This is a genomic window from Olivibacter sp. XZL3 (assembly GCF_004368405.1).
In the GTDB taxonomy this organism is placed as follows: Bacteria; Bacteroidota; Bacteroidia; order Sphingobacteriales; family Sphingobacteriaceae; genus Olivibacter.
In genome coordinates this window covers 1-18,884 of record NZ_SBJH01000122.1, presented here as the reverse complement: position 1 = coordinate 18,884, position 18,884 = coordinate 1, and the positions used below count along the sequence as shown (strand labels likewise).

General features: G+C 44.4%; 16 protein-coding genes. 4 read left to right on the top strand and 12 right to left on the bottom strand.

From position 1 onward, the window contains the following. The first annotated feature begins 240 nt into the window (after positions 1-240). Entirely contained in the window at positions 241-1,365 is a 1,125-nt protein-coding gene (locus tag EPX21_RS22470; protein WP_134092136.1) for an acyltransferase, read from the top strand. Positions 1,366-1,550: 185 nt separating this feature from the next. On the opposite strand, the gene EPX21_RS22465 is transcribed toward EPX21_RS22470, so the two are convergent. The 12 genes from EPX21_RS22465 to EPX21_RS22410 all read right to left on the bottom strand — a co-directional run bounded on the left by EPX21_RS22465 (position 1,551) and on the right by EPX21_RS22410 (position 14,359). Continuing rightward, positions 1,551-2,492 (bottom strand): GDP-L-fucose synthase, encoded by a 942-nt coding sequence (locus EPX21_RS22465; RefSeq protein ID WP_134092135.1) that lies wholly within the window; start codon positions 2,490-2,492, stop codon positions 1,551-1,553. Between the two features lie 50 nt (positions 2,493-2,542). Then, the gene (gene gldM, locus EPX21_RS22460; protein WP_134092134.1) at positions 2,543-4,075 is read right to left on the bottom strand and encodes a gliding motility protein GldM; all 1,533 of its coding nucleotides are present in this window, start codon (positions 4,073-4,075) and stop codon (positions 2,543-2,545) included. 37 nt (positions 4,076-4,112) lie between these two features. After that, on the bottom strand, positions 4,113-4,925 hold the full coding sequence (gene gldL, locus EPX21_RS22455) for a gliding motility protein GldL (RefSeq protein ID WP_134092133.1): 813 nt from the start codon (positions 4,923-4,925) through the stop codon (positions 4,113-4,115). 7 nt (positions 4,926-4,932) lie between these two features. Next, positions 4,933-5,595 (bottom strand): hypothetical protein, encoded by a 663-nt coding sequence (locus tag EPX21_RS22450; RefSeq protein WP_134092132.1) that lies wholly within the window; start codon positions 5,593-5,595, stop codon positions 4,933-4,935. Positions 5,596-5,753: 158 nt separating this feature from the next. Then, the gene (gene gldN, locus EPX21_RS22445) at positions 5,754-6,791 is read right to left on the bottom strand and encodes a gliding motility protein GldN (protein WP_134092131.1); all 1,038 of its coding nucleotides are present in this window, start codon (positions 6,789-6,791) and stop codon (positions 5,754-5,756) included. A 75-nt stretch (positions 6,792-6,866) separates the two neighbouring features. Further along, positions 6,867-8,192, bottom strand: a complete 1,326-nt coding sequence (locus tag EPX21_RS22440) for an SUMF1/EgtB/PvdO family nonheme iron enzyme (RefSeq protein WP_134092130.1) — start codon at positions 8,190-8,192, stop codon at positions 6,867-6,869. Positions 8,193-8,482: 290 nt separating this feature from the next. Beyond that, positions 8,483-9,115 (bottom strand): response regulator, encoded by a 633-nt coding sequence (locus tag EPX21_RS22435; protein ID WP_134092129.1) that lies wholly within the window; start codon positions 9,113-9,115, stop codon positions 8,483-8,485. Positions 9,116-9,851: 736 nt separating this feature from the next. After that, entirely contained in the window at positions 9,852-11,243 is a 1,392-nt protein-coding gene (locus EPX21_RS22430; protein ID WP_134092128.1) for a UDP-glucose 6-dehydrogenase, read from the bottom strand. Positions 11,244-11,388: 145 nt separating this feature from the next. Next, positions 11,389-11,832 (bottom strand): VanZ family protein, encoded by a 444-nt coding sequence (locus EPX21_RS22425; RefSeq protein ID WP_166670861.1) that lies wholly within the window; start codon positions 11,830-11,832, stop codon positions 11,389-11,391. 21 nt (positions 11,833-11,853) lie between these two features. Beyond that, positions 11,854-12,948 (bottom strand): mannose-1-phosphate guanylyltransferase, encoded by a 1,095-nt coding sequence (locus EPX21_RS22420; protein WP_134092126.1) that lies wholly within the window; start codon positions 12,946-12,948, stop codon positions 11,854-11,856. Between the two features lie 30 nt (positions 12,949-12,978). Further along, positions 12,979-13,896, bottom strand: coding sequence for a sugar phosphate nucleotidyltransferase (locus EPX21_RS22415; protein WP_134092125.1), 918 nt, complete (start codon positions 13,894-13,896; stop codon positions 12,979-12,981). A 214-nt stretch (positions 13,897-14,110) separates the two neighbouring features. Next, positions 14,111-14,359: a hypothetical protein gene (locus EPX21_RS22410; RefSeq protein ID WP_134092124.1), complete on the bottom strand. Its 249-nt coding sequence runs from the start codon at positions 14,357-14,359 to the stop codon at positions 14,111-14,113. Positions 14,360-14,538: 179 nt separating this feature from the next. Between EPX21_RS22410 and EPX21_RS22405 the strand changes: the two genes are divergently transcribed. The 3 genes from EPX21_RS22405 (at position 14,539) to EPX21_RS22855 (ending at position 18,492) form a co-directional block, all read left to right on the top strand. After that, positions 14,539-15,633: a DUF418 domain-containing protein gene (locus EPX21_RS22405; protein ID WP_134092123.1), complete on the top strand. Its 1,095-nt coding sequence runs from the start codon at positions 14,539-14,541 to the stop codon at positions 15,631-15,633. A gap of 66 nt (positions 15,634-15,699) precedes the next feature. Continuing rightward, positions 15,700-18,192 (top strand): ATP-dependent helicase HrpB, encoded by a 2,493-nt coding sequence (gene hrpB / locus EPX21_RS22400; protein WP_206106134.1) that lies wholly within the window; start codon positions 15,700-15,702, stop codon positions 18,190-18,192. Positions 18,193-18,327: 135 nt separating this feature from the next. Next, complete coding sequence (locus EPX21_RS22855) at positions 18,328-18,492, top strand: hypothetical protein (protein WP_166670860.1); 165 nt, start codon at positions 18,328-18,330, stop codon at positions 18,490-18,492. Positions 18,493-18,884: the final 392 nt, after the last annotated feature.

Genomic DNA, 18,884 nt, shown 5'->3' with positions numbered 1-18,884 from the left:
AGGGCCTGCCGACCGAAAAAACAGGCAAATTCCAAACGAAGCCGCTATTCCAAAGTGCCAAGACCAAGCTCGGGTTCATTCTTGCCCATTCATTACCCATTTATTGGCCAAATTAGGTACACCACCTGTTCTCTTGCATCAAAAAAGCTATGTTTGTACGGTTTATTGTCATATAACAGCCAGGTTTCGAAGCAAATACGGCTTCTTTTAGAAAAGGCTGGCACTTTAAGAAATTCAACCATGAAAGAAAACAACAACCGGCTTCAGTTTTTAGATTGCTTACGTTTTTTTGCGGCCCTATCGGTCATTATTCAGCATATATTTGAGCGTTTATCACCGCAGTTTGGCTGGTTTAGCTCAAACTATTTTCAGTTTGGCGTCTTCGGCGTGTCTCTTTTCTTTATAACGAGCGGATTCATCATCCCCGTCTCTATCGAAAAACACCAGTCCATCAAAAAATTTGCAATAAGCCGTATTTACAGACTATACCCATTGTTTCTAACCACTTTGGTATTAAAAACATCGCTCATTTTGAATGGAACGATAAGAGGCGTTGATCCGACCTTGACCGTCGTCTTGGCCAATATCACCATGATGGCCAAATTTATTGGTCAACCGCTTATTGAAATGTCCTTCTGGACATTAAATCTCGAAATGGCATTCTATATCCTGGTTGCCATATTATTCAAAATGAACATACTACAGCACAGTGTTAAAATAGCTCTTGTTGCTCTTAGCGGCGCACTCGCTATTGGGGTTGTAGCCATCTATCTTCTCAATCTTTTCGCCGGTGGCATGCTATTAAGTTACTACCTGGCCACTATGTTTGTCGGTACAGTGTATTACAGAAACATGAAAGGTTTGGTATCAAACAACACACTTTGGTTCACCATATCCTTTGCTATTATCGTCTTGACAATAAACGCCTACCTTACATTCGGTCATCGAACACCAACCCCAACGCTCTTTGGTGGCGATAGTTTCTGGCCGGTGTTTAATGCCATTTTTCTCGCATACGCTCTATTTACCTTGGCCTATATTTTCCGGTCGGCATCTTACCCGAAAATTTTCGCCTATTTCGGCACAATTAGTTATTCGCTGTATTTAAATCAAGGCATCGTGATACGACTAGTGCTTCCGGCTATCGCAAGCCCGATACTATCAGCCACAGCCACGATTGCGATCACCTTTATTATTTCCGCTTTCACCTATAAATACATCGAGCTTCCTTTCATTAACCGCAGTCGAAAGATTATCAAACGAATGGCACAGGAACCTGCTTTAGCAACAACAAGCGACGTTATAGCCCAAGAAGCTGAGGCTGCTAGTATGGTAGTTGAACCGGAAACCGTAAAAAATCCATAGTGCTGTTCTTAGTTAGGTATAAGGTACAGGATGTAGGGCGGTATAAGGCCTAATAAAAGGGTCTCGCGCCGGATTTAGATACGGACGTCGAGCGCATCCGCAAAAAAGAAAAGAAAATGGCGGCCAAAACAATACTTTTGGCCGCCATCCTCAAAAAAACAGCTAGCAGGCTACAAACTCATCCGTTAACGTTCCGCCACTACCTCTGTATGTAAAAAATCATTATAAGCTAAGGCAATGCCGTCCTTCAGTTCAACATGGTGCTTCCAACCTTGTCGATGCAGTTTGGAAACATCCATAAGCTTGCGAGGAGTTCCATCCGGCTTCGAGGTGTCATAGGTAATATCCCCTTCAAAGCCCACCACATCTTTCACCAGTTCGGCAAGCTCTTTAATCGTTAAGTCTTCTCCAGTACCTACATTTATCAGTTCTTTCTCCGCATAGTTTTCCATCAGGAACACACAAGCATCTGCTAAATCGTCTGCGTATAAGAATTCGCGCTTAGGCGTGCCCGTTCCCCAAATGGTTACCGAAGGTGCATTTGCTATCTTCGCTTCATGGAATCTTCTAATCAAGGCCGGTAACACATGGGAGTTTTGCGGATGATAGTTATCCCCGATCCCATACAAATTCGTAGGCATTACGCTGATAAAATTGCAACCATACTGGTCGCGGTAAGCCTCACACAACTTAATTCCGGCAATTTTGGCGATGGCATAGGGTTCGTTGGTATGTTCCAATGGGCCAGTCAACAGATAATCTTCCTTTAAGGGTTGAGGCGCCATTTTGGGATAAATGCAGCTGCTTCCCAGAAACATAAGCTTGGCAACCCCTTGTTGATAGGCTGCATGAATGATGTTGCATTCCATCAACAAGTTATCATATAGAAAGTCGGCTCTATAGGTGTTGTTAGCAATAATGCCTCCCACCTTTGCAGCAGCCAAGAAGACATATTCGGGCTTCTCTTCTTTAAAGAACGCGTGGACCGCATCCTGATCGCGAAGATCCAGCTCAGCGGACGTTCTGACGATCAGATTATCGTATCCTTTTGATTTTAGATGGCGAGTGATTGCTCCCCCCACCATGCCGCGATGGCCGGCGATATAAATTCTTGAATTTTTTTCCATATAATCAATTTTATTGTAGACCAAAATACCTTCGCCAATATACCTTCATGCTAATTAGCAGACAGAGCCACCGCATTCAGTTGCCGCGGAGAACCATCCGGTCCGACAGCGATGATATTATCAAAAATAACCCGTGTGCCCGGTCCGATTCCATTCAAGGCTGATTTCATTGCTGCACTTAACGTATTACCACTTGTAGACAGTACAATAGCATCGGCACGCGGCTTCGCTAAAATCATGGTAAATTTGGTAATATTAAATTTGGCATCAAAATCAAAATTTTCCAAACTGGCAAAAAGGGCGTTCTGTGCTTTTAAAGCAACGGAAGCCATCGTACCACCCGACTTTCCACCAAATTTAGCGACCGGATCCGGGATACGTTTTACCCTAAAGTCGGTTGTACTCAAGGTTTGCATTTTACCCGGAGCCACTTCAGCAGATACGGAAATTTTGGCCGTTCCCGGAGCAGATACCCGCGCCACGTATTTCCCGTTCGATCCAGACAGGCTGCCGCTACTGATGCTCACTTTCATCTTATCCGCAGGCGTACCCGGCGCAGATATCGATAAGGGGTTATCGACACCGATATAAAGCACATTCATTTTGTCGGGCGACACCACAGCAGAAGGTCTAGACACCTGGTATCTTTGCTCCGGTGTTCTATATTCCTTTACCGTTCCATCCGTTTGTTTCACTTTGATGACACCCGTCCAGGTAAACACACCTTCTTTAGACGTATTCACACTATAGACACCCTTCCCGTTGTTCACTTGCAAGGCACTCCCATTAACCGAAATAGCGGGATCAGCTTTCGAGTCGTAAGCCGTTAAGAAGACCTCTGCCGTATAAGGCTGGCCCTGAATCAGGTAAGACGTTGGTGCAACCGCCACAGCGGCAAATTGATCTAAGTTGACCACCGCCTGATCCATCTTTCCGAGAATACGTTTCACAATATCGGATTCAGCATTCTGCGCATCGGTTTGGATCTTAGTCAGAATCGCCATCGCCGCCGTTAAAGGGGTGCCATCTCCAAAATTAATCTCTTCCCATTTTTTCTTTCCGTTAACTCGCTTTTCCGCATCGCTCGCCTCCAGCGAAAAAGTGACCGTTTCGCGATCCTTTTCGTCCAACAATGCAAGCAATTTCTCGCGGGTGCTATTTATTTTTTCCTTTAAGGCAGCGCCCCTCTTTTTATTAACCATCAAATCAGGCGCTATGTCGATATTATCCCTTTGCGACAAGTCGCCCGTGTCCTCATCATAGCCTCCCCCCTGCTTTTCAAACTCTTTTTTTAGCGTATTGATGTACTCATTAAGCTCGCCCACAATCACACGTGCCTGCTTAGCCTTTTCATAAATAGGCCGGGCGCGTTCCGGTTCTTCTTTTAATTTGGTGTTCTCGAAGGCCATAAACAGTTGTTCTACCGAATTATTTACATTCGACCGCGAGGTTTCCAAACTATCATTTATATTCTTAAAAGCATCCAGTACGGTATCTGACACATTCAAAGCCAGCATCGCCAATAATACCAAGTACATGATATTAATCATCCGCTGCCTTGGGGTTTCTTTTCCTAAAGCCATTAACTGTCTATTTAATTATCAACGAATACTACCTAAACTACATGCGCGGTTGGTTCATCGCGCTCAACATATTTCCGTAAACCGCATTCAATGCTGCTAGATTTTTCGCTAACTTGTTGACTTCATCTTTAAACATTTTGGAGTCGTCCAGCGACTCATTGAAGTTCTGCATGGTAGCGCTAAGCTGTTCGTAGAATCTGTTCATTGACTGTAGGTGCGCATTCGAATCTCTCAATTCGCGCTCATACATGGCATTTAGCGAAGTAAGATTTTGGGTTAACTGATGTACTTGTTCATGGTAGCCCCGGGTATCCGAATTCGAAGAAGACATGGCCACTAAATTGGCTGAGGCCTTTTCAAAGGCTGCACTTAAATCATCGAATTTCGTTGAAGCCAAGCGCAGTTTTTCCGTAAACTCGTTCGTTGCAAAAGAGGCGTCGGAAATATTATTAATCGCATTCACTTTTTCATTAAAGACCCTTAAGCCTTTTCCTAAACTAGCCACGGTTTCGGGGCCCACTTGTGCATCGGCAAACATACGATCTAAAGCGGCCGTCGTAGAAGGAGCCGTTGGTGTCTGTACGGCCTGTCTTGCCGAAGCCCTCGGCAGTTCTCCGCTATAATCATCTGCCAATTCCGGATAAACCCGTTCCCACTCCGGGTCCTTAGCCGGAGGATTGAATCCCATTAAAAAAAACAACAACGCTTCTACACTTAATCCGGCCCCAATTATATAGTTGGCCATTACTCCACCAATGTGCAATATTTTAAATAAAACGCCTAAAATTACTACACTCGCTCCCCATGAAATTGCTACATGCAACCAGTTAGAATTATCTCTCTTCTTCATACCTTAATTATTGGAAATATTTATTATAGTTGTTTTTAAAAAAGATATACGATATACCAATTTGTACATTGACTCCCGGTGCCAAATTATAAGGGAAGGAATCTAAATCCTCTCGTAGCTCGGGTATATCAACCGGATCTTTTTCATAGATCTTTATTGCTGTTGACTCGGTTGGTATGTAGTATCCGATATTAACCGCCAGATTGAATCGCTGCGCCAGCCTTATCCCATTTAAGCCGGTCCCGATATAAGGCCTGAACTTCGACCATTCAACGCCATAATCCAGTTTCTGGTCGGCAGTCTTACGTGCGCCCACATAGCGCTCGTATTTGTTTTCAAAGAAGTATCCAGCACCTAGGCTGACAATCCACTTGCGCGCAATCCAACTGCCCTTCCCATAAAGAGGCTGCCAATCGGCCAGCAAGCTTACGTCCGAGCGGTTGATTTCAAATACCCGGGAACCTAATTTCATTTTAGAGGAGGGAAAAATACTTGCTCCCAGCCGTACGTTAAAAGCGTTTGACAGCGGGTACGATCCCTCAAGGCCTACACCCCTGGCTCCGACCTGTATTCCTACAGCGGGATAAAAACTGGAATACTCTTCCCAAATCTGCGCTTTCACTTGCAGACTAACAAACACTGCAACAAAAAATATAAGGATTTTTTTCATTCTAATCATTTGTTTTTTAATGGCAATAAAGCCCCGACTACCATAGGCAGCGTACATGAGTTATTCATTTTCTTTCGTGGTTAGCAACCCATGTAAGTTTCATTAATTATTTTTTTCAATGGCTGATGAGCGCTCGATGTGAATGACTTGTCCTTTGCTCACTGTTCCTGTTCTGTACCTTCTTCTTTTTTCGATTCGGCTTTTCGCTTTTTAACACTGGTTTCTCCTTTACCGCCGGCGCGTATATAGTCGTCATCTTTTGTTACGAGTTCATCCGCGTTAACGCCCTTAGGGTTTCTCCACAAACGCGCTTTGTAAAGCTTAATCTTATCTTCTATTTCATCGGGTGAAATATCGTCACTTTGCTCGCCGGTTGCATATTGCATCTGCTGATTTGGTGAGGACTGCCGAACGATCCTGCTCGAAAATTTGCGCTGAACAAACAGATCGTCCATCGTCATATCATAAAGTTCCCTATCAGGGTCGGATACGTCCATTTGCACCAAGGTATAACGTAGCTGGGGAAAATAAAGCCAAAATGCAGGCGTTTCGCCAACGGCATCTGCCAATTCTGCAGAAGAGTTGATCGTCATTAGCGGTGCGACGCCGATAATCCTTGTTTCCAATTTACCGCGCTGTTTGTCAAAAAAGATGTCTTCTTTAATCCGAAACTTCGTAACTTTCTCAGGATTGAACTCATTTAAGGTCATCTTCGCATCGATCTGGTTACCCTCATTATCGAAAATGGGTACTAAAACGCTGTCTGTAAAGCGGGCTTCTCCTTCTCTGGCGGACAGTCGGGTTTTGAAACCATCGTCCTCCGGATTGTAAGGCGTTAACTTACCCTCTTTAATGCCCTTCATAATCCCCTCCATTAAAGAGGCACCGGGAATCGCAAAAATGGCATTTTGTTCATCCTTTAAATCTATATCCCTCCATACCCGCTTATAAAAGCGGATGTTTTTTTGATTCACTTTCGGATATGCGAAAGGCACCGCATCGTGTAAATCATTCACCTGGTAATAGCCATCACTTTGAGGTACGGTGTCTTGCAACAAGCCAGTTTGCCCTCCCAATGCGGAGTCTGGCGTTGTTTGGCTCATTTCTTCACCAATCCGTGTGGTATCGGTTCGCTCCTGTGCTGACAAGCCAGAAAAGCAGCAGAGAACGATAGTAGCTATCAAAAACGTCTTCATAGAATAAATTCCTTTTTTCACCAATCTAATTTGTTTATCAAGTTCGGCTATGCTTCTTGCGCTAGCTCAAAAAAATTAATTTTTATATTTTCTCGTTTTCATTTGTGGCGTCGACATCTCGAAAGCCGACATGACGCATCTAAATCCAATATAGGAATGCGCCTCATCCTGCAGTTCGTAGTTTCTGGCATCACTGTTCAGCATACGACCGTTATCCTTCCATGAGCCACCGCGCACCACCTTGCGCTTTAAGGCATCATTTGCGTCATCATCCGCATCGTACAGTAACACCGGGTTCAAATCGTTTACGAACTCAATAGCCGATGGGCTAAAGGCGTCCAAGGTCCATTCCGACACATTTCCTGCCATATTGTATACACCAAAGGCGTTGGGCGTATAGGCCTTCACCGGCACCGTAAAAGTCGATCCATCTCTCGAGTAAGTGCCTTCCCCTTGCTTAAAGTTAACAGCGAGCCGCTTCTTGTCCGTCTTCCGGTCCTTTATTGTCAGTCGAGTTCGTTGAACGGTATCCACCGGGTCGAGCTTTCCTTCGGCAGCATATTGCCACTGAGCCTCTGTAGGCAAACTGAACGTCAATTGATAACCCTTTAAATAAGCGTTTTTCTGTAAACTCGCCATAATCTTTTTCCCACGCCAATCCGCATAAGCCCTTGCCTGTTTCCAGCTTACACCTACCACCGGATTATAATCGAACGATTGGTGGTTAAAATAGTTGACATCCATGGCGTTCAGCTGCGCATTCGGAAAATCTTTCGACCAAATATCTTCAATAGGCATTACCGCTACCGTTTCCGTTACATACTGATCATTCGTCCTGCCGTCCGTTTTCAAATACGAAAACCGATAATTGAGCAAGGTGCTGTTCGGCACCCGTTTTCCTGCTTTCATGGTCAACATTGGCCGCAAGCGTTCTTGGATATCCACGTTTTTGCTTTGCCAAAGTGGAGACTCTTTCTCTACCCGTTTCCAATTGATCAGTCGTTGACCATCCGTTTCCATGCCATTCTCTGCATCGCCGGCTTCAAGAAAATACTGATCATCTTTTAGGTAGTCAACAACCGCTACGGAGTCGGCAACCCAGTTCACAAACTCGCGATATTGTTTGTTAGTCACTTCCGTTTCATCAATGAAGAAAGCACTTAAACTAACATTTCGTCCGACATCACTGCTATCCTGCGAGCTTTTATAGAAAATGGTTCCAGAAGGGATATAGACCATTCCCGGAGGGGCAGGCAAACGGTTTCCCCGAAAAGTAGAGACTTTTGGCGCATCGTATATGCGATTAGTTTTACATGCAGTTAACAGCGATACGCCTACCATTAGCCCATAAAAGGAAAAATACGTTGGCCGGACGCTAAACTTTTTTAAATTTTTCAACATAGGTATACTTATTTTTTCAATTCTTACACTTAAACATTTAAACTCGCCATATAATTCCCTACAAATATGAAAGAATACACTACTATCCCCAAAAGTAAACCCATTTTTGCACTAGAAATGATAGCTTATCGTATAAATGTGTATAAACACACGCTTTTATAGGATGAGTGTTGTCAATCGTAATTTTTGTATGATAAAAGGGAGATCGCCGGCTGCAGCTATCATAGCAGAAACCGGCCCCGGCAAATGGCAGTAAGGGCGTGGAGAGCTTGCCCTCAGTTTCAGGAGCTTCAGTTTATCACCTTGATGATATTGCGTTTTATTGCTTCCAACACCAGTCCGGTTCTGCTCTTCACATTAAACTTATTGAACAAGCTGGCTCGATATCCGTCAATCGTTTTGATGGAAAGAAACATGCGCTTGGCGATTTCGTGGTAATTAAGATCGCTGCAAGCCATCTCCAAAAATTCCATTTCGCGATCAGTCAATGCGATCGGATTCACGACATCCTCCTCCGTCTCGACACGTATCAAATGGGAATTGTAATAACCCTTCGTCCAAATTTCCGTTAATGCCAGTTTCAGCTCCAAGGTGTTGATCGTTTTAGGCAAATAGGCACAGCAGCCCGCCCGTACCATCCGAAGTACATGGATCGAGTCGTTTAATACCGACAGGGCTGCGACTTTAATATCCGGATAGGCTTCCCTAACAGCCATTACCACTTCCGATCCCTCCATGTGAGGCATCAATACATCCACCAGTAAAATATCTGGATACGTATCCTGCCGCTGAAGCTTCCGTAACAAATCCTTTCCGTCGGAAGCATGCAGCACAACCTCCATATCGGTCAGATTATTTACCAACATAATTAATGACTCCAAAAACAAGGTGTGATCATCGACTATACCGACAGTTATTTTCATTTGATTATCTTTTAAAAAACAGTTATTCGGATCACTTATCAAACGCATATAGCGGAGATCGGTCCATAATAATTGCTACGTTTTTTTAATTTAGGATTAGTTATACCGCAAATTTTTAGCACTTAACTGAAAATATTTTTTAAGCATTGGTTATTCAGGCCTGGCAGCTCAAAAATATCGAATAATATTTCTTAACACAAGCGGTATACCGACGTACCAATATTCTCCGGCGTCCAATACACATTTTTCCACAGCCTATACCAAAGGACCAATTACGTGCCTTTCCTGCCAACTAGGGGTGGAGTAAGACCGTTACACACCTACGCAGAAGGGAAGCACCTCAAAAAAATGCGGAAATAGCGCGATTGCAAGACCACCTACGCGACTTTAATTATGTAAAAACTGTATAAAAAGTGTCCTTATAATGGTTTATGGTGTAAGGCTTAAGGTATATGGTGGTAGAAAGGCGCCGGCAACTGATAACGATAAAGGCATTACGCTATAGGCGATAGGCTTTAAGTCGCAAACGAATAATGAATCAATCACATATAGACCCTTCGGCTTCGCTCAGGGTGACGACTGTAAGTGACCATGACGTAAACGTGCTACAGCTCCTGCCACCGCTACTCTTCAGGCACTCACAACTGGCAACCGATAACTGGCAACGAATAAAAGGCAGTCAGCTATGCCTTTGCAAGCATAGCTGACTGCCTTTTTCTAACGAGCTAGCTAGTGGCTAGCTACCTATCGCATGTACTTGAAATCCGATCTCTTCGAGCTTTTTCTTATCGAGCAGATTCCTTCCATCGAAAATATTGGCGGGCTTCAGCATGCTGTCGTAAATACGTTGCCAATCGTAGTCCTTAAATTCATCCCACTCCGTAAGTACGGCCACCGCATGCGCGTCCTTACAAGCTTCATAAGGATCGTCATGAACTTTTACCAGTCGGCTATTTTCTTCAGACGCCCTAGTACCTAAGTAGTCTAAGTCGATATATACTTGCTGAGCCGGCACTTTAGGATCATAAACAGCCACCTCTGCCTGCTCGTACAATAAGTGATCGGCCACATAAATTGCTGCAGACTCGCGGGTATCGTTGGTGTCTTTCTTAAAAGCCCAGCCTAAGAAAGCAATTTTCTTCCCGTTCACTGTATTATAAAGTGCCTTTATAATCTTATTAGCAAATCGCTTCTTTTGGTGATCATTCATGATGATTACCTGTTCCCAGTAATCGGCTACCTCTGTCAATCCATAGGTACGGGCGATATATACGAGGTTCAAAATATCTTTTTGAAAACAAGATCCGCCGAAGCCAACAGAAGCTTTCAAAAATTTGGGACCGATCCGGCTGTCCGTACCGATAGCGCGGGCAACCTCATTAATATCCGCTTCCGTACACTCGCACAACTCGGATAAAGCGTTAATGGAAGAAACCCGTTGCGCCAAAAAGGCATTTGCCGTCAGCTTCGACAATTCCGATGACCATACATTGGTTGTAAGAATCTGTTCTCTCGGCACCCAGCGCGCGTATATCTCCACCAAAGCCTGTATAGCCTTTTGTCCTTCTTCATCTTGATCTCCACCGATTAATACGCGGTCTGGAGCCAATAAGTCCTGTACCGCCGTACCTTCCGCTAAGAATTCTGGATTGGAAAGAATCTGGAATTTAACGCCATTACCTGTATGGTGCAAGATATCCCGTAATGTGCTTGCTGTGCGCACCGGTAAAGTCGACTTTTCAACAACAATCTTGTCCGTTGTACTAATGCGGGCAATTTGCCTTGCACAAAGCTCAATCCATTTTAAATCCGCAGCCTGCCCTTTACCTGCCCCATAGGTTTTGGTAGGTGTATTTACAGAGATGAAGACCATATCTGCCTCATCTATTGCGCGGTCCACTTCTGTTGAAAAGAAAAGGTTTCGCCCACGTGCTTCAGCGACAACATCGCTTAGACCTGGCTCATATACCGGAATTTTACTCACATCCTGATCATTCCATGCGGCAATTCGCGCTTCGTTCAAGTCTACAACAGTGACTTGTATATCGGGACATTGTTTGGCTATCACCGCCATTGTAGGGCCCCCAACGTAGCCCGCTCCAATACAGCAGATTTTTTTTACTGTCATTTTAATAGATGAGATTAATTTTATTAAAAACTTGTGTTTTATTTTTCCACGAACATTTAAACAAAGATATAAAAAGTCGCATTCCGACCTTTAGACAAACCGTTACATTTCCTATACGAAACTTGCTCAATAAACACCTGCCACATCACAGTGGGCTCCCACTGTTCGAAAGAATTGCTCGCCTCACGCCATCGATCACGACAATGCCCAAAAAAGCACCGGCCGTATTAAAGATCAGATCGTCGATATCAGGTATCCCGATACCTGTTACGTATTGAACAATTTCAATGATCAGGCTAGCTAAAAAACCGATCAAAAATAAGCGACTGTATTTCCTTACGCCGAACACGATATAAAGAAATAGCGACATAGGTACAAACATGATAATGTTGCCAATAACATCCAGATAAACATCGCTCAGGTTGTACGCATGGGTATATTGATACCATTTCAACCTAAAAGGTATCAACAGGGGCTGCTGATTATTATCCAGCCCCCAAGTGGGACTTGGCCTTCGTCCTGCAAAGAAAACCACATATATTAAAATGAAAAAATAAAGAACACACCAAGCTCTCCACATCCATCTCATTATGTTATTCAATGTGGTCAATTAAATATAACTCTCCCCAAATTGCTTTGCCGCGTCCGCAACAACCTGTTTAACTTCTTGTTCACTATCAATAGGGCAAATCATCAAGGTGTCATTTGCTTCTACCACTATATAATTATGCAGGTTCTTTAACACCACCTTTTTATAGCCCGGCACGTTCACCATGCAGTTGCTGCTGTTATACAGAATGACGTTATTAGCGTCCGGTATAAGTACATTGCCTTCGTTATCGTGCTGACTTAAGCCATAAACGGACGTCCAGGTACCAAGGTCAGACCAACCGAAGTCAACGGGCAGTACATATACCAGGTCGCTCTTTTCCATAATCGCGTAATCAATGGAAATATTCTCGCACTCCGGATAATACTGCTCTAAAAAGGCTTGCTCCTCTACCGTATTATACTTGCTTGTCCCGGCCAGGAAAGTCGCATTTAACTTTTCCTCGTACTTTTGCAATTCACCTAGAATCGTGCGTACATTCCAAATAAAGATACCGGCATTCCACAGGTACTCGCCGCTTGCCACATATTCTTTTGCTACTTGCAAAACGGGCTTTTCCCTAAAAGCCGCCACCTTGCGGAAATCCGGAAAATCGGCCAACCCCTCATCACTTATCTGAATGTAACCATATCCGGTATCCGGCCGGGAAGGCTTAATCCCTAAGGTGATCAAGGCCTGGCTCTTTTCTGCCGCCTCCAACGAGATTTTAACATCCGCTAAAAAGCGCTCCGTATCCTGGATGAGGTGATCCGATGGTGCAATCACCAGCGTAGCCTCCTCGTTTAAAGCATGTAATTTGTGACAGGCATAGGCAATACAGGGGGCCGTATTACGCATAGCGGGCTCACCAATGATTCTGCTCTCGTCTGTGATTCCCAGTTGTTCTTTTACCAGCCCAACATACTTGTGATTGGTAAGTACATAGATGTTTTCTTCCGGCACAATTTGCTTAAAGCGATCGTAGGTACTTTGAATTAAGGTCTTACCCAAACCAAGCACATCGATAAACTGCTTAGGAAGTGATGTTCTACTAACCGGCCAAAAACGGCTCCCTACACCGCCGGCCATGATAACAACATAATGGTTTTTATTCATAGTTAACTTCTTATAAACGGATAAGTCAGGCTAAACAGCTAGCTCTTTCCACAAAGCCCTCGGGTAAACACCTTTTTCCACCAAGCTCGAAAGCTCATTTTTCACCAAAGGCTTATCCTCCTGATAGGTGACGCCAAAGCATGGCGCATCAATCGGGATCACCTTAAAAGTAGCTTTTCCCTCCTGCAATAAAGTCTGTGCCGCTTCGGGTATCAGAAACTCTGCTTTGGGATCCATTTTGTTCTGTTCGACAAAAGTAACGAACAAGGGTTCAAGTAAAGAAAATATAGCTGGTGTAAAGCCCCAAAAATTCATTGAGACTAAACTGTCAGCACTCAAGATACCGGGTGAGCCGTCCGCTTGTACATACTCAATCGCTTTCTCGGCATTTCTATACACCTTGGCACGCTCATCCAATCTTTCCAGCTCGCCTTTTTCAGAAACCGCACAGACACCACGGGTTACCGGGCCACTATCCGATAGGGTTTTATCTATCTTATAGCCCAATAACGCGAAATGGTCGTTTTTCGCCTCATTTGCTAGAAAGGCGGCCATTTGTTGAAAAGCCGTTAAGCTATAGAAATCATCTGCATTGATTACACAAAAGTTTTCTTTAACTAAATTTCTGGCAGCCAATAAGGCATGCCCCGTTCCCCAAGGTTTGCTGCGCTCTATATGTTCACTGAATCCATACTCCGCCAGCTGCGGTTCCTGAAAAGCATACTCCACTTCGACCTGCCCATTTATAGATTTCGCAAACTTTTCTTCAAAAACACTTTGATGCTCTTTCCTGATAATAAAACACACTTTTCCGAAGCCGGCACGTATGGCGTCAAAAATAGAATATTCCAATATTGTTTCGTTATTTGGCCCAAAACCATCAATTTGTTTGTTTCCACCATAGCGGCTCGCCATTCCAGCGGCTAGAATTACTAAAGTCGGTTTCATTTGCTATTAAGTTAAATCAATTTATTAAAAGAAACAAAAAAACTAGCGTCAAAATCTCAAACAATCTTGCGCATCGCTTTTTTTGTCGGCGGTGAATATCGGACAAATAATAATTTTTCTTTAAGAGCTGTACCTAAATTGTATACAAACGGAACGCTTTTGAGTATTATTATCCAATATAAATCAACCATTAAAAGAGGTACAGATGAAATCGCTATAAAAGTTCATAATTTCTTAATGTAAGGCGGCCCAAATCTTTATAAGCGTTTCCACTCTTAACGTATTTAATAATTTTATGCAATTGTCGCTCATGATGCAGATCCGTTCCCAAAAAATCATACATATTGTTTTCTATGAGGTAACGCGCGATCGTCGTAGGCCTTTTCCCGTAATAGCCGACCCAGCTTAAATCGGTAAATCCACGTCTTCTAAACAAGTTAACATCACATCTTCCTCTCAACATATCAAGTAAACGATTTCAATAACGCTATATTACCTAGCCATTTTTGTGCCCATTCACGACAAAGACCCGACAGTTTCCTAACCAAAATCAGCACAGCCTTTCGCTTAGTTCTCGTTTTAGTCGCACTTGACGTTAACCATTGTGAATAGTGGAGGCATCGGACTAAATTTGTAATTACCATGGAGGATATAATAAGGAAAGCCGATCCATCAAGAATTGCCATCATCGATATCCTTCGAGGATTTGCGCTGTACGGTATTATTCTTGCACACACGGCATCGATATATCTTATAGAATTACAAGCCGAAGGAAGAAATTTCAGCGACGAAACCGACCTTCAGATTAAGCAATTCTTAAGTTTATTTATTGAACGGAAGTTTTATCTAATCTTTTCATTTCTATTTGGGTTTAGCTTTTATATCCAATTCCGAAACGCAAAAAAGCGGAAGCAGTCTTTTACAAAGAAATTTATCTGGAGATCATTTTTGTTATTCGTCATTGGCCTGCTACATAATCAATTCTATCCTTTTGACATCTTGCACGTCTACGCCATCTTGGGACTGTTACTGGTGCCGATAAGGCGACTGGAAAGAAACCATCTGCTACTGATAACATGCACCTTGATTATTGCGGCCTCCCTATCCTCCGAATTTAACGAACATATTAAAAGTTCTTCCTCTATGTTGATATTGGCTGATTTAGGCTTTTCGCACCGCATTATCCATCAGCTCTCTTCCGGCCACTATTTAATGATTCTGGGTTTGTTCTGCCTCGGCTACTGGGCAGGTTTAACGGACTTATTTAACACGCCCCGTTTAAGTATCAAGAAGATTACCTTATGTTGCTTCGCAGCATTATGCCTAATGACAGGTATTGACCGCACCCTCCACCACCACCTCACGCTCAGTCCGCTAAAAAGTTTGGGTCTGTCGTTCTGTTATATGGGTGGTGTCTACTTACTTTACCTCTATAGCAGGAAATGGAAGTTCATTTGGCTTGCCTTAGAGCGCACGGGCCGTATGGGCCTCAGCAACTATGTCTTGCAGACCATTTTCTTCTTCTTTCTCTTCGAGTTTGTTTATCGCCACGTTTATACCGGAACGTTGTTTTCGCTTATTGCACTTGCACATCTATTCTATATGGTGCAAATCATCTTGTCGATCCTATGGTTTAGACGGTTTAAATACGGCCCTTTAGAATGGCTTTGGCGCATTACGACGAACTTATATAAAGTACCGAACTTTACAAAAAAAGAACTTAAGACCTCCGTGTAAGCGCACACGGCTTTTTTACCGATCGCCACTTGACCGTCAATAATGTATTCCGTAAGTTTGACAGGCATGTCAATGATATTCGAAGGAACGCAGTTACCCATAACACAGATTGTACCGCAGGTTCGAGAGCACTTAGCCAATCAGTCCAACTTAATAGTAAGTGCCTCACCGGGCGCTGGAAAAAGTACATACCTTCCTTTATCTTTATTAAACGAGCCCTGGCTCCATGGCAAAAAGATCTTGCTTCTGGAGCCGAGACGTTTAGCGGCTACTTCGATTGCCGGCAGAATGGCCGCTCAGCTGAAAGAAGCGGTTGGGAGAACAATCGGTTACCGGGTCCGTTTCGAACGCAAAGTCAGTCAGGCTACCCGCATAGAAGTAGTCACCGAAGGTATTCTAACGCGTATGATACAAGAAGACAATGCACTGGAAGCTTTCGGTCTGATTATTTTCGATGAATTCCACGAACGCAGTATACATGCCGATACTGCCTTAACACTTTGTTTAGAATCGCAGCAAGTGCTGCGCCCGGATTTACGCCTGTTGGTCATGTCGGCAACCCTTGATGTCCCTAATTTAGCGCAGTTATTGCAATGTCCCACTGTTGAATGCCCTTCCAAAACCTTTCCTGTTGATATCGTTTACACCGGTGAACAAGTGGTAGAGAAGCTTCCCTACCTGTGTGTTCAGACCATATTGCGGGCACTGAAGGAAACAACCGGAGACATCTTGGTATTCCTGCCCGGACAAGCAATCATCCACCAATGTAAAGAACTGCTGCAAGCTAAAAAGACGGCCGCGGCCGTTCATTGTTTATATGGACAGCTTCCCTTAGCCGCGCAGCAAGCAGCACTTTTACCGGATGCTAAAGGTGCCCGGAAAGTTATATTGGCCACTTCCATTGCAGAAACGAGCCTCACCATTGAAGGTGTGCGCGTGGTGATTGATAGCGGTTTCACCCGAGAAGCAAAGTTCGACCCGAGAACAAGTTTATCAAGTTTACAAACGGTAGCGATCAGCCTCGACTCGGCTACACAACGCAGCGGTCGGGCCGGCCGGCTCGGTCCGGGAGTTTGTTATCGCATGTGGTCAAAGTTGCAGGAGACCAAAATGAAGCCCTATCGCCATCCGGAAATTACCGAAACCGATTTAATGCCCTTGGCGTTGGAGCTGCTCAAATGGGGTGTATCGGCCGTAAACCAACTCACTTGGTTAACTCCGCCTCCATTAGAAAGGTTTACGCAGGCACAAAACACCTTGGCGCGGATGGGAGCGCTAAAAGAAGGAAAAATAACAGCGCATGGCCGGGCCTTACACCGCTTGCCCTGCCACCCGCGACTTGCTCATATGTTATCGCAAGCAGCTGCCGAAAAAACCTATTTACACCTGGCAACAGATATAGCGGCCTTGCTCGAAGAGCGTGATCCCTTAAGTGACAAGGCTGAGGCCGACTTCAATCTGCGGATCGAAGAACTGCGAAGAACAAGGAAAAACCACCTACGGACCGGCCCCTTCGTTAAAGTGATCAGAGCGGCGACTTACTATAGAGATCTATTTGACATTGAAGAGAATAACGACAGTCCCGACCCCTATATAACAGGTCGCTTTTTAGCCCATGCTTATCCCGATCGCATCGCAGGAAATACCGTTCAGGGCAGCAATCGTTTTATCATGGCCAATGGGAGAAAAGCGGCTTTAGACCCGCACGACAGCTTGTGTAATGAGCTCTTTTTGGCCATCGCACAATTGGACATTCGTGCAGGCGAAGGGCGGATTTTTCTGGCTGCCCCTTTGCAAAAAGAAGACATTTTACCCTGGACTACCCAACTGCAAAGCCTCGTTTGGGACGGCAGTAAAGGTGGACTGCACGGCCAGGAAGAGTGGAAAATCGACAGTTTGATCGTTCAGTCGAAACCCTTACGCGAAATTCCGGAGGCCCTGGCAACTGAGGTTTTACTGCAAGCGATTAAAAGAGAGGGCCTCGATTTGCTCAACTTCCATGCTGAGGTCGAACAGTGGCAAAATCGCGTATTAAGTTTGAGGCATTGGAATCCCGAAGAAGGTTGGCCTGCTGTAGACACGACCAGCCTCCTTGAGAGCGCCGACAAATGGCTAACACCTTATCTCTATACGTGCAGAAAGACCGAAGACCTGCGAAAATTGGACTTGTATCGTATCCTGTCGCATTCGCTCCCTGTTTGGCAGCAGAGACGGCTTGATGAGCTAGCTCCCATAAAACTCACGGTTCCAAGCGGCTCCCAGATCAAGCTTCAGTATGCGCCCAATGGCGAGCCCCCTGTTTTAGCCGTGAGGCTCCAAGAAGTGTTCGGCATGCTGAAGACGCCCTTCATTAACGAGGGCAAGACACCACTGGTCCTCCATCTACTTTCACCGGGTTTTAAGCCTGTGCAAATCACGTCGGATTTAAAAAGCTTTTGGAACAGCACCTACTTTGAGGTTCGGAAAGAGCTCAAAAGAAGATACCCTAAACACGCTTGGCCTGAAAACCCTTATGACGCGCCGGCCGTAAGAGGGGCAATCAACCGCAGGGCTCATTGACAAACAGCACAAAAGACCGTGAAAAAACACGGTTTAATCATGCACAGCGCATCTCGCCTCACGGGAAATAATGCCTTAAAACTGTTTATTTACAAAATCGTTTAAACCCTTACATTTGCTTTCATATCTAATGTGATGCTAACACTGTTTTATATCTACATGCGGCACCGGGGGAAGGTGACAGTGGTACTTCGTGAAGTCAAAGCGGATGAAGTAGACGATTTGGTCAGCGCGCTTAACATATTAAGCGACGATGGCGAACTTTATTATAGAGAATCGATGCCCAGGGGAGTTAATTAAGTTGCCGGTTACCAGTTGTCAGTTGCCGGTTGTTAGTTGTGAGTAACTGAAGAGTAGCGGTGGCAGGAGCTGTAGCACGTTTACGCCATGGTCACTTACAGTCGTCACCCTGAGCGAAGCCGAAGGGTCTATATGTGATTGATTCATTATTCGTTTGCGACTTAAAGCCTATCGCCTATAGCGTAATGCCTTTATCGTTATTAGTTTTCGGTTGCCGGTTACCAGTTGTGGGTTGTCAGTTGTGAGTAACTGAAGAGTAGCGGTGGCAGGAGCTGTAGCAGTACTGGAACCTTAAGCCTTAAGCCTTACCCCCTTTGTCATGTCCTAAAAAAAGTAGACACTTTTATTGTTGTTGATTAAGATGTTGGAATGTGGGAAACTCCAGAGGAGTT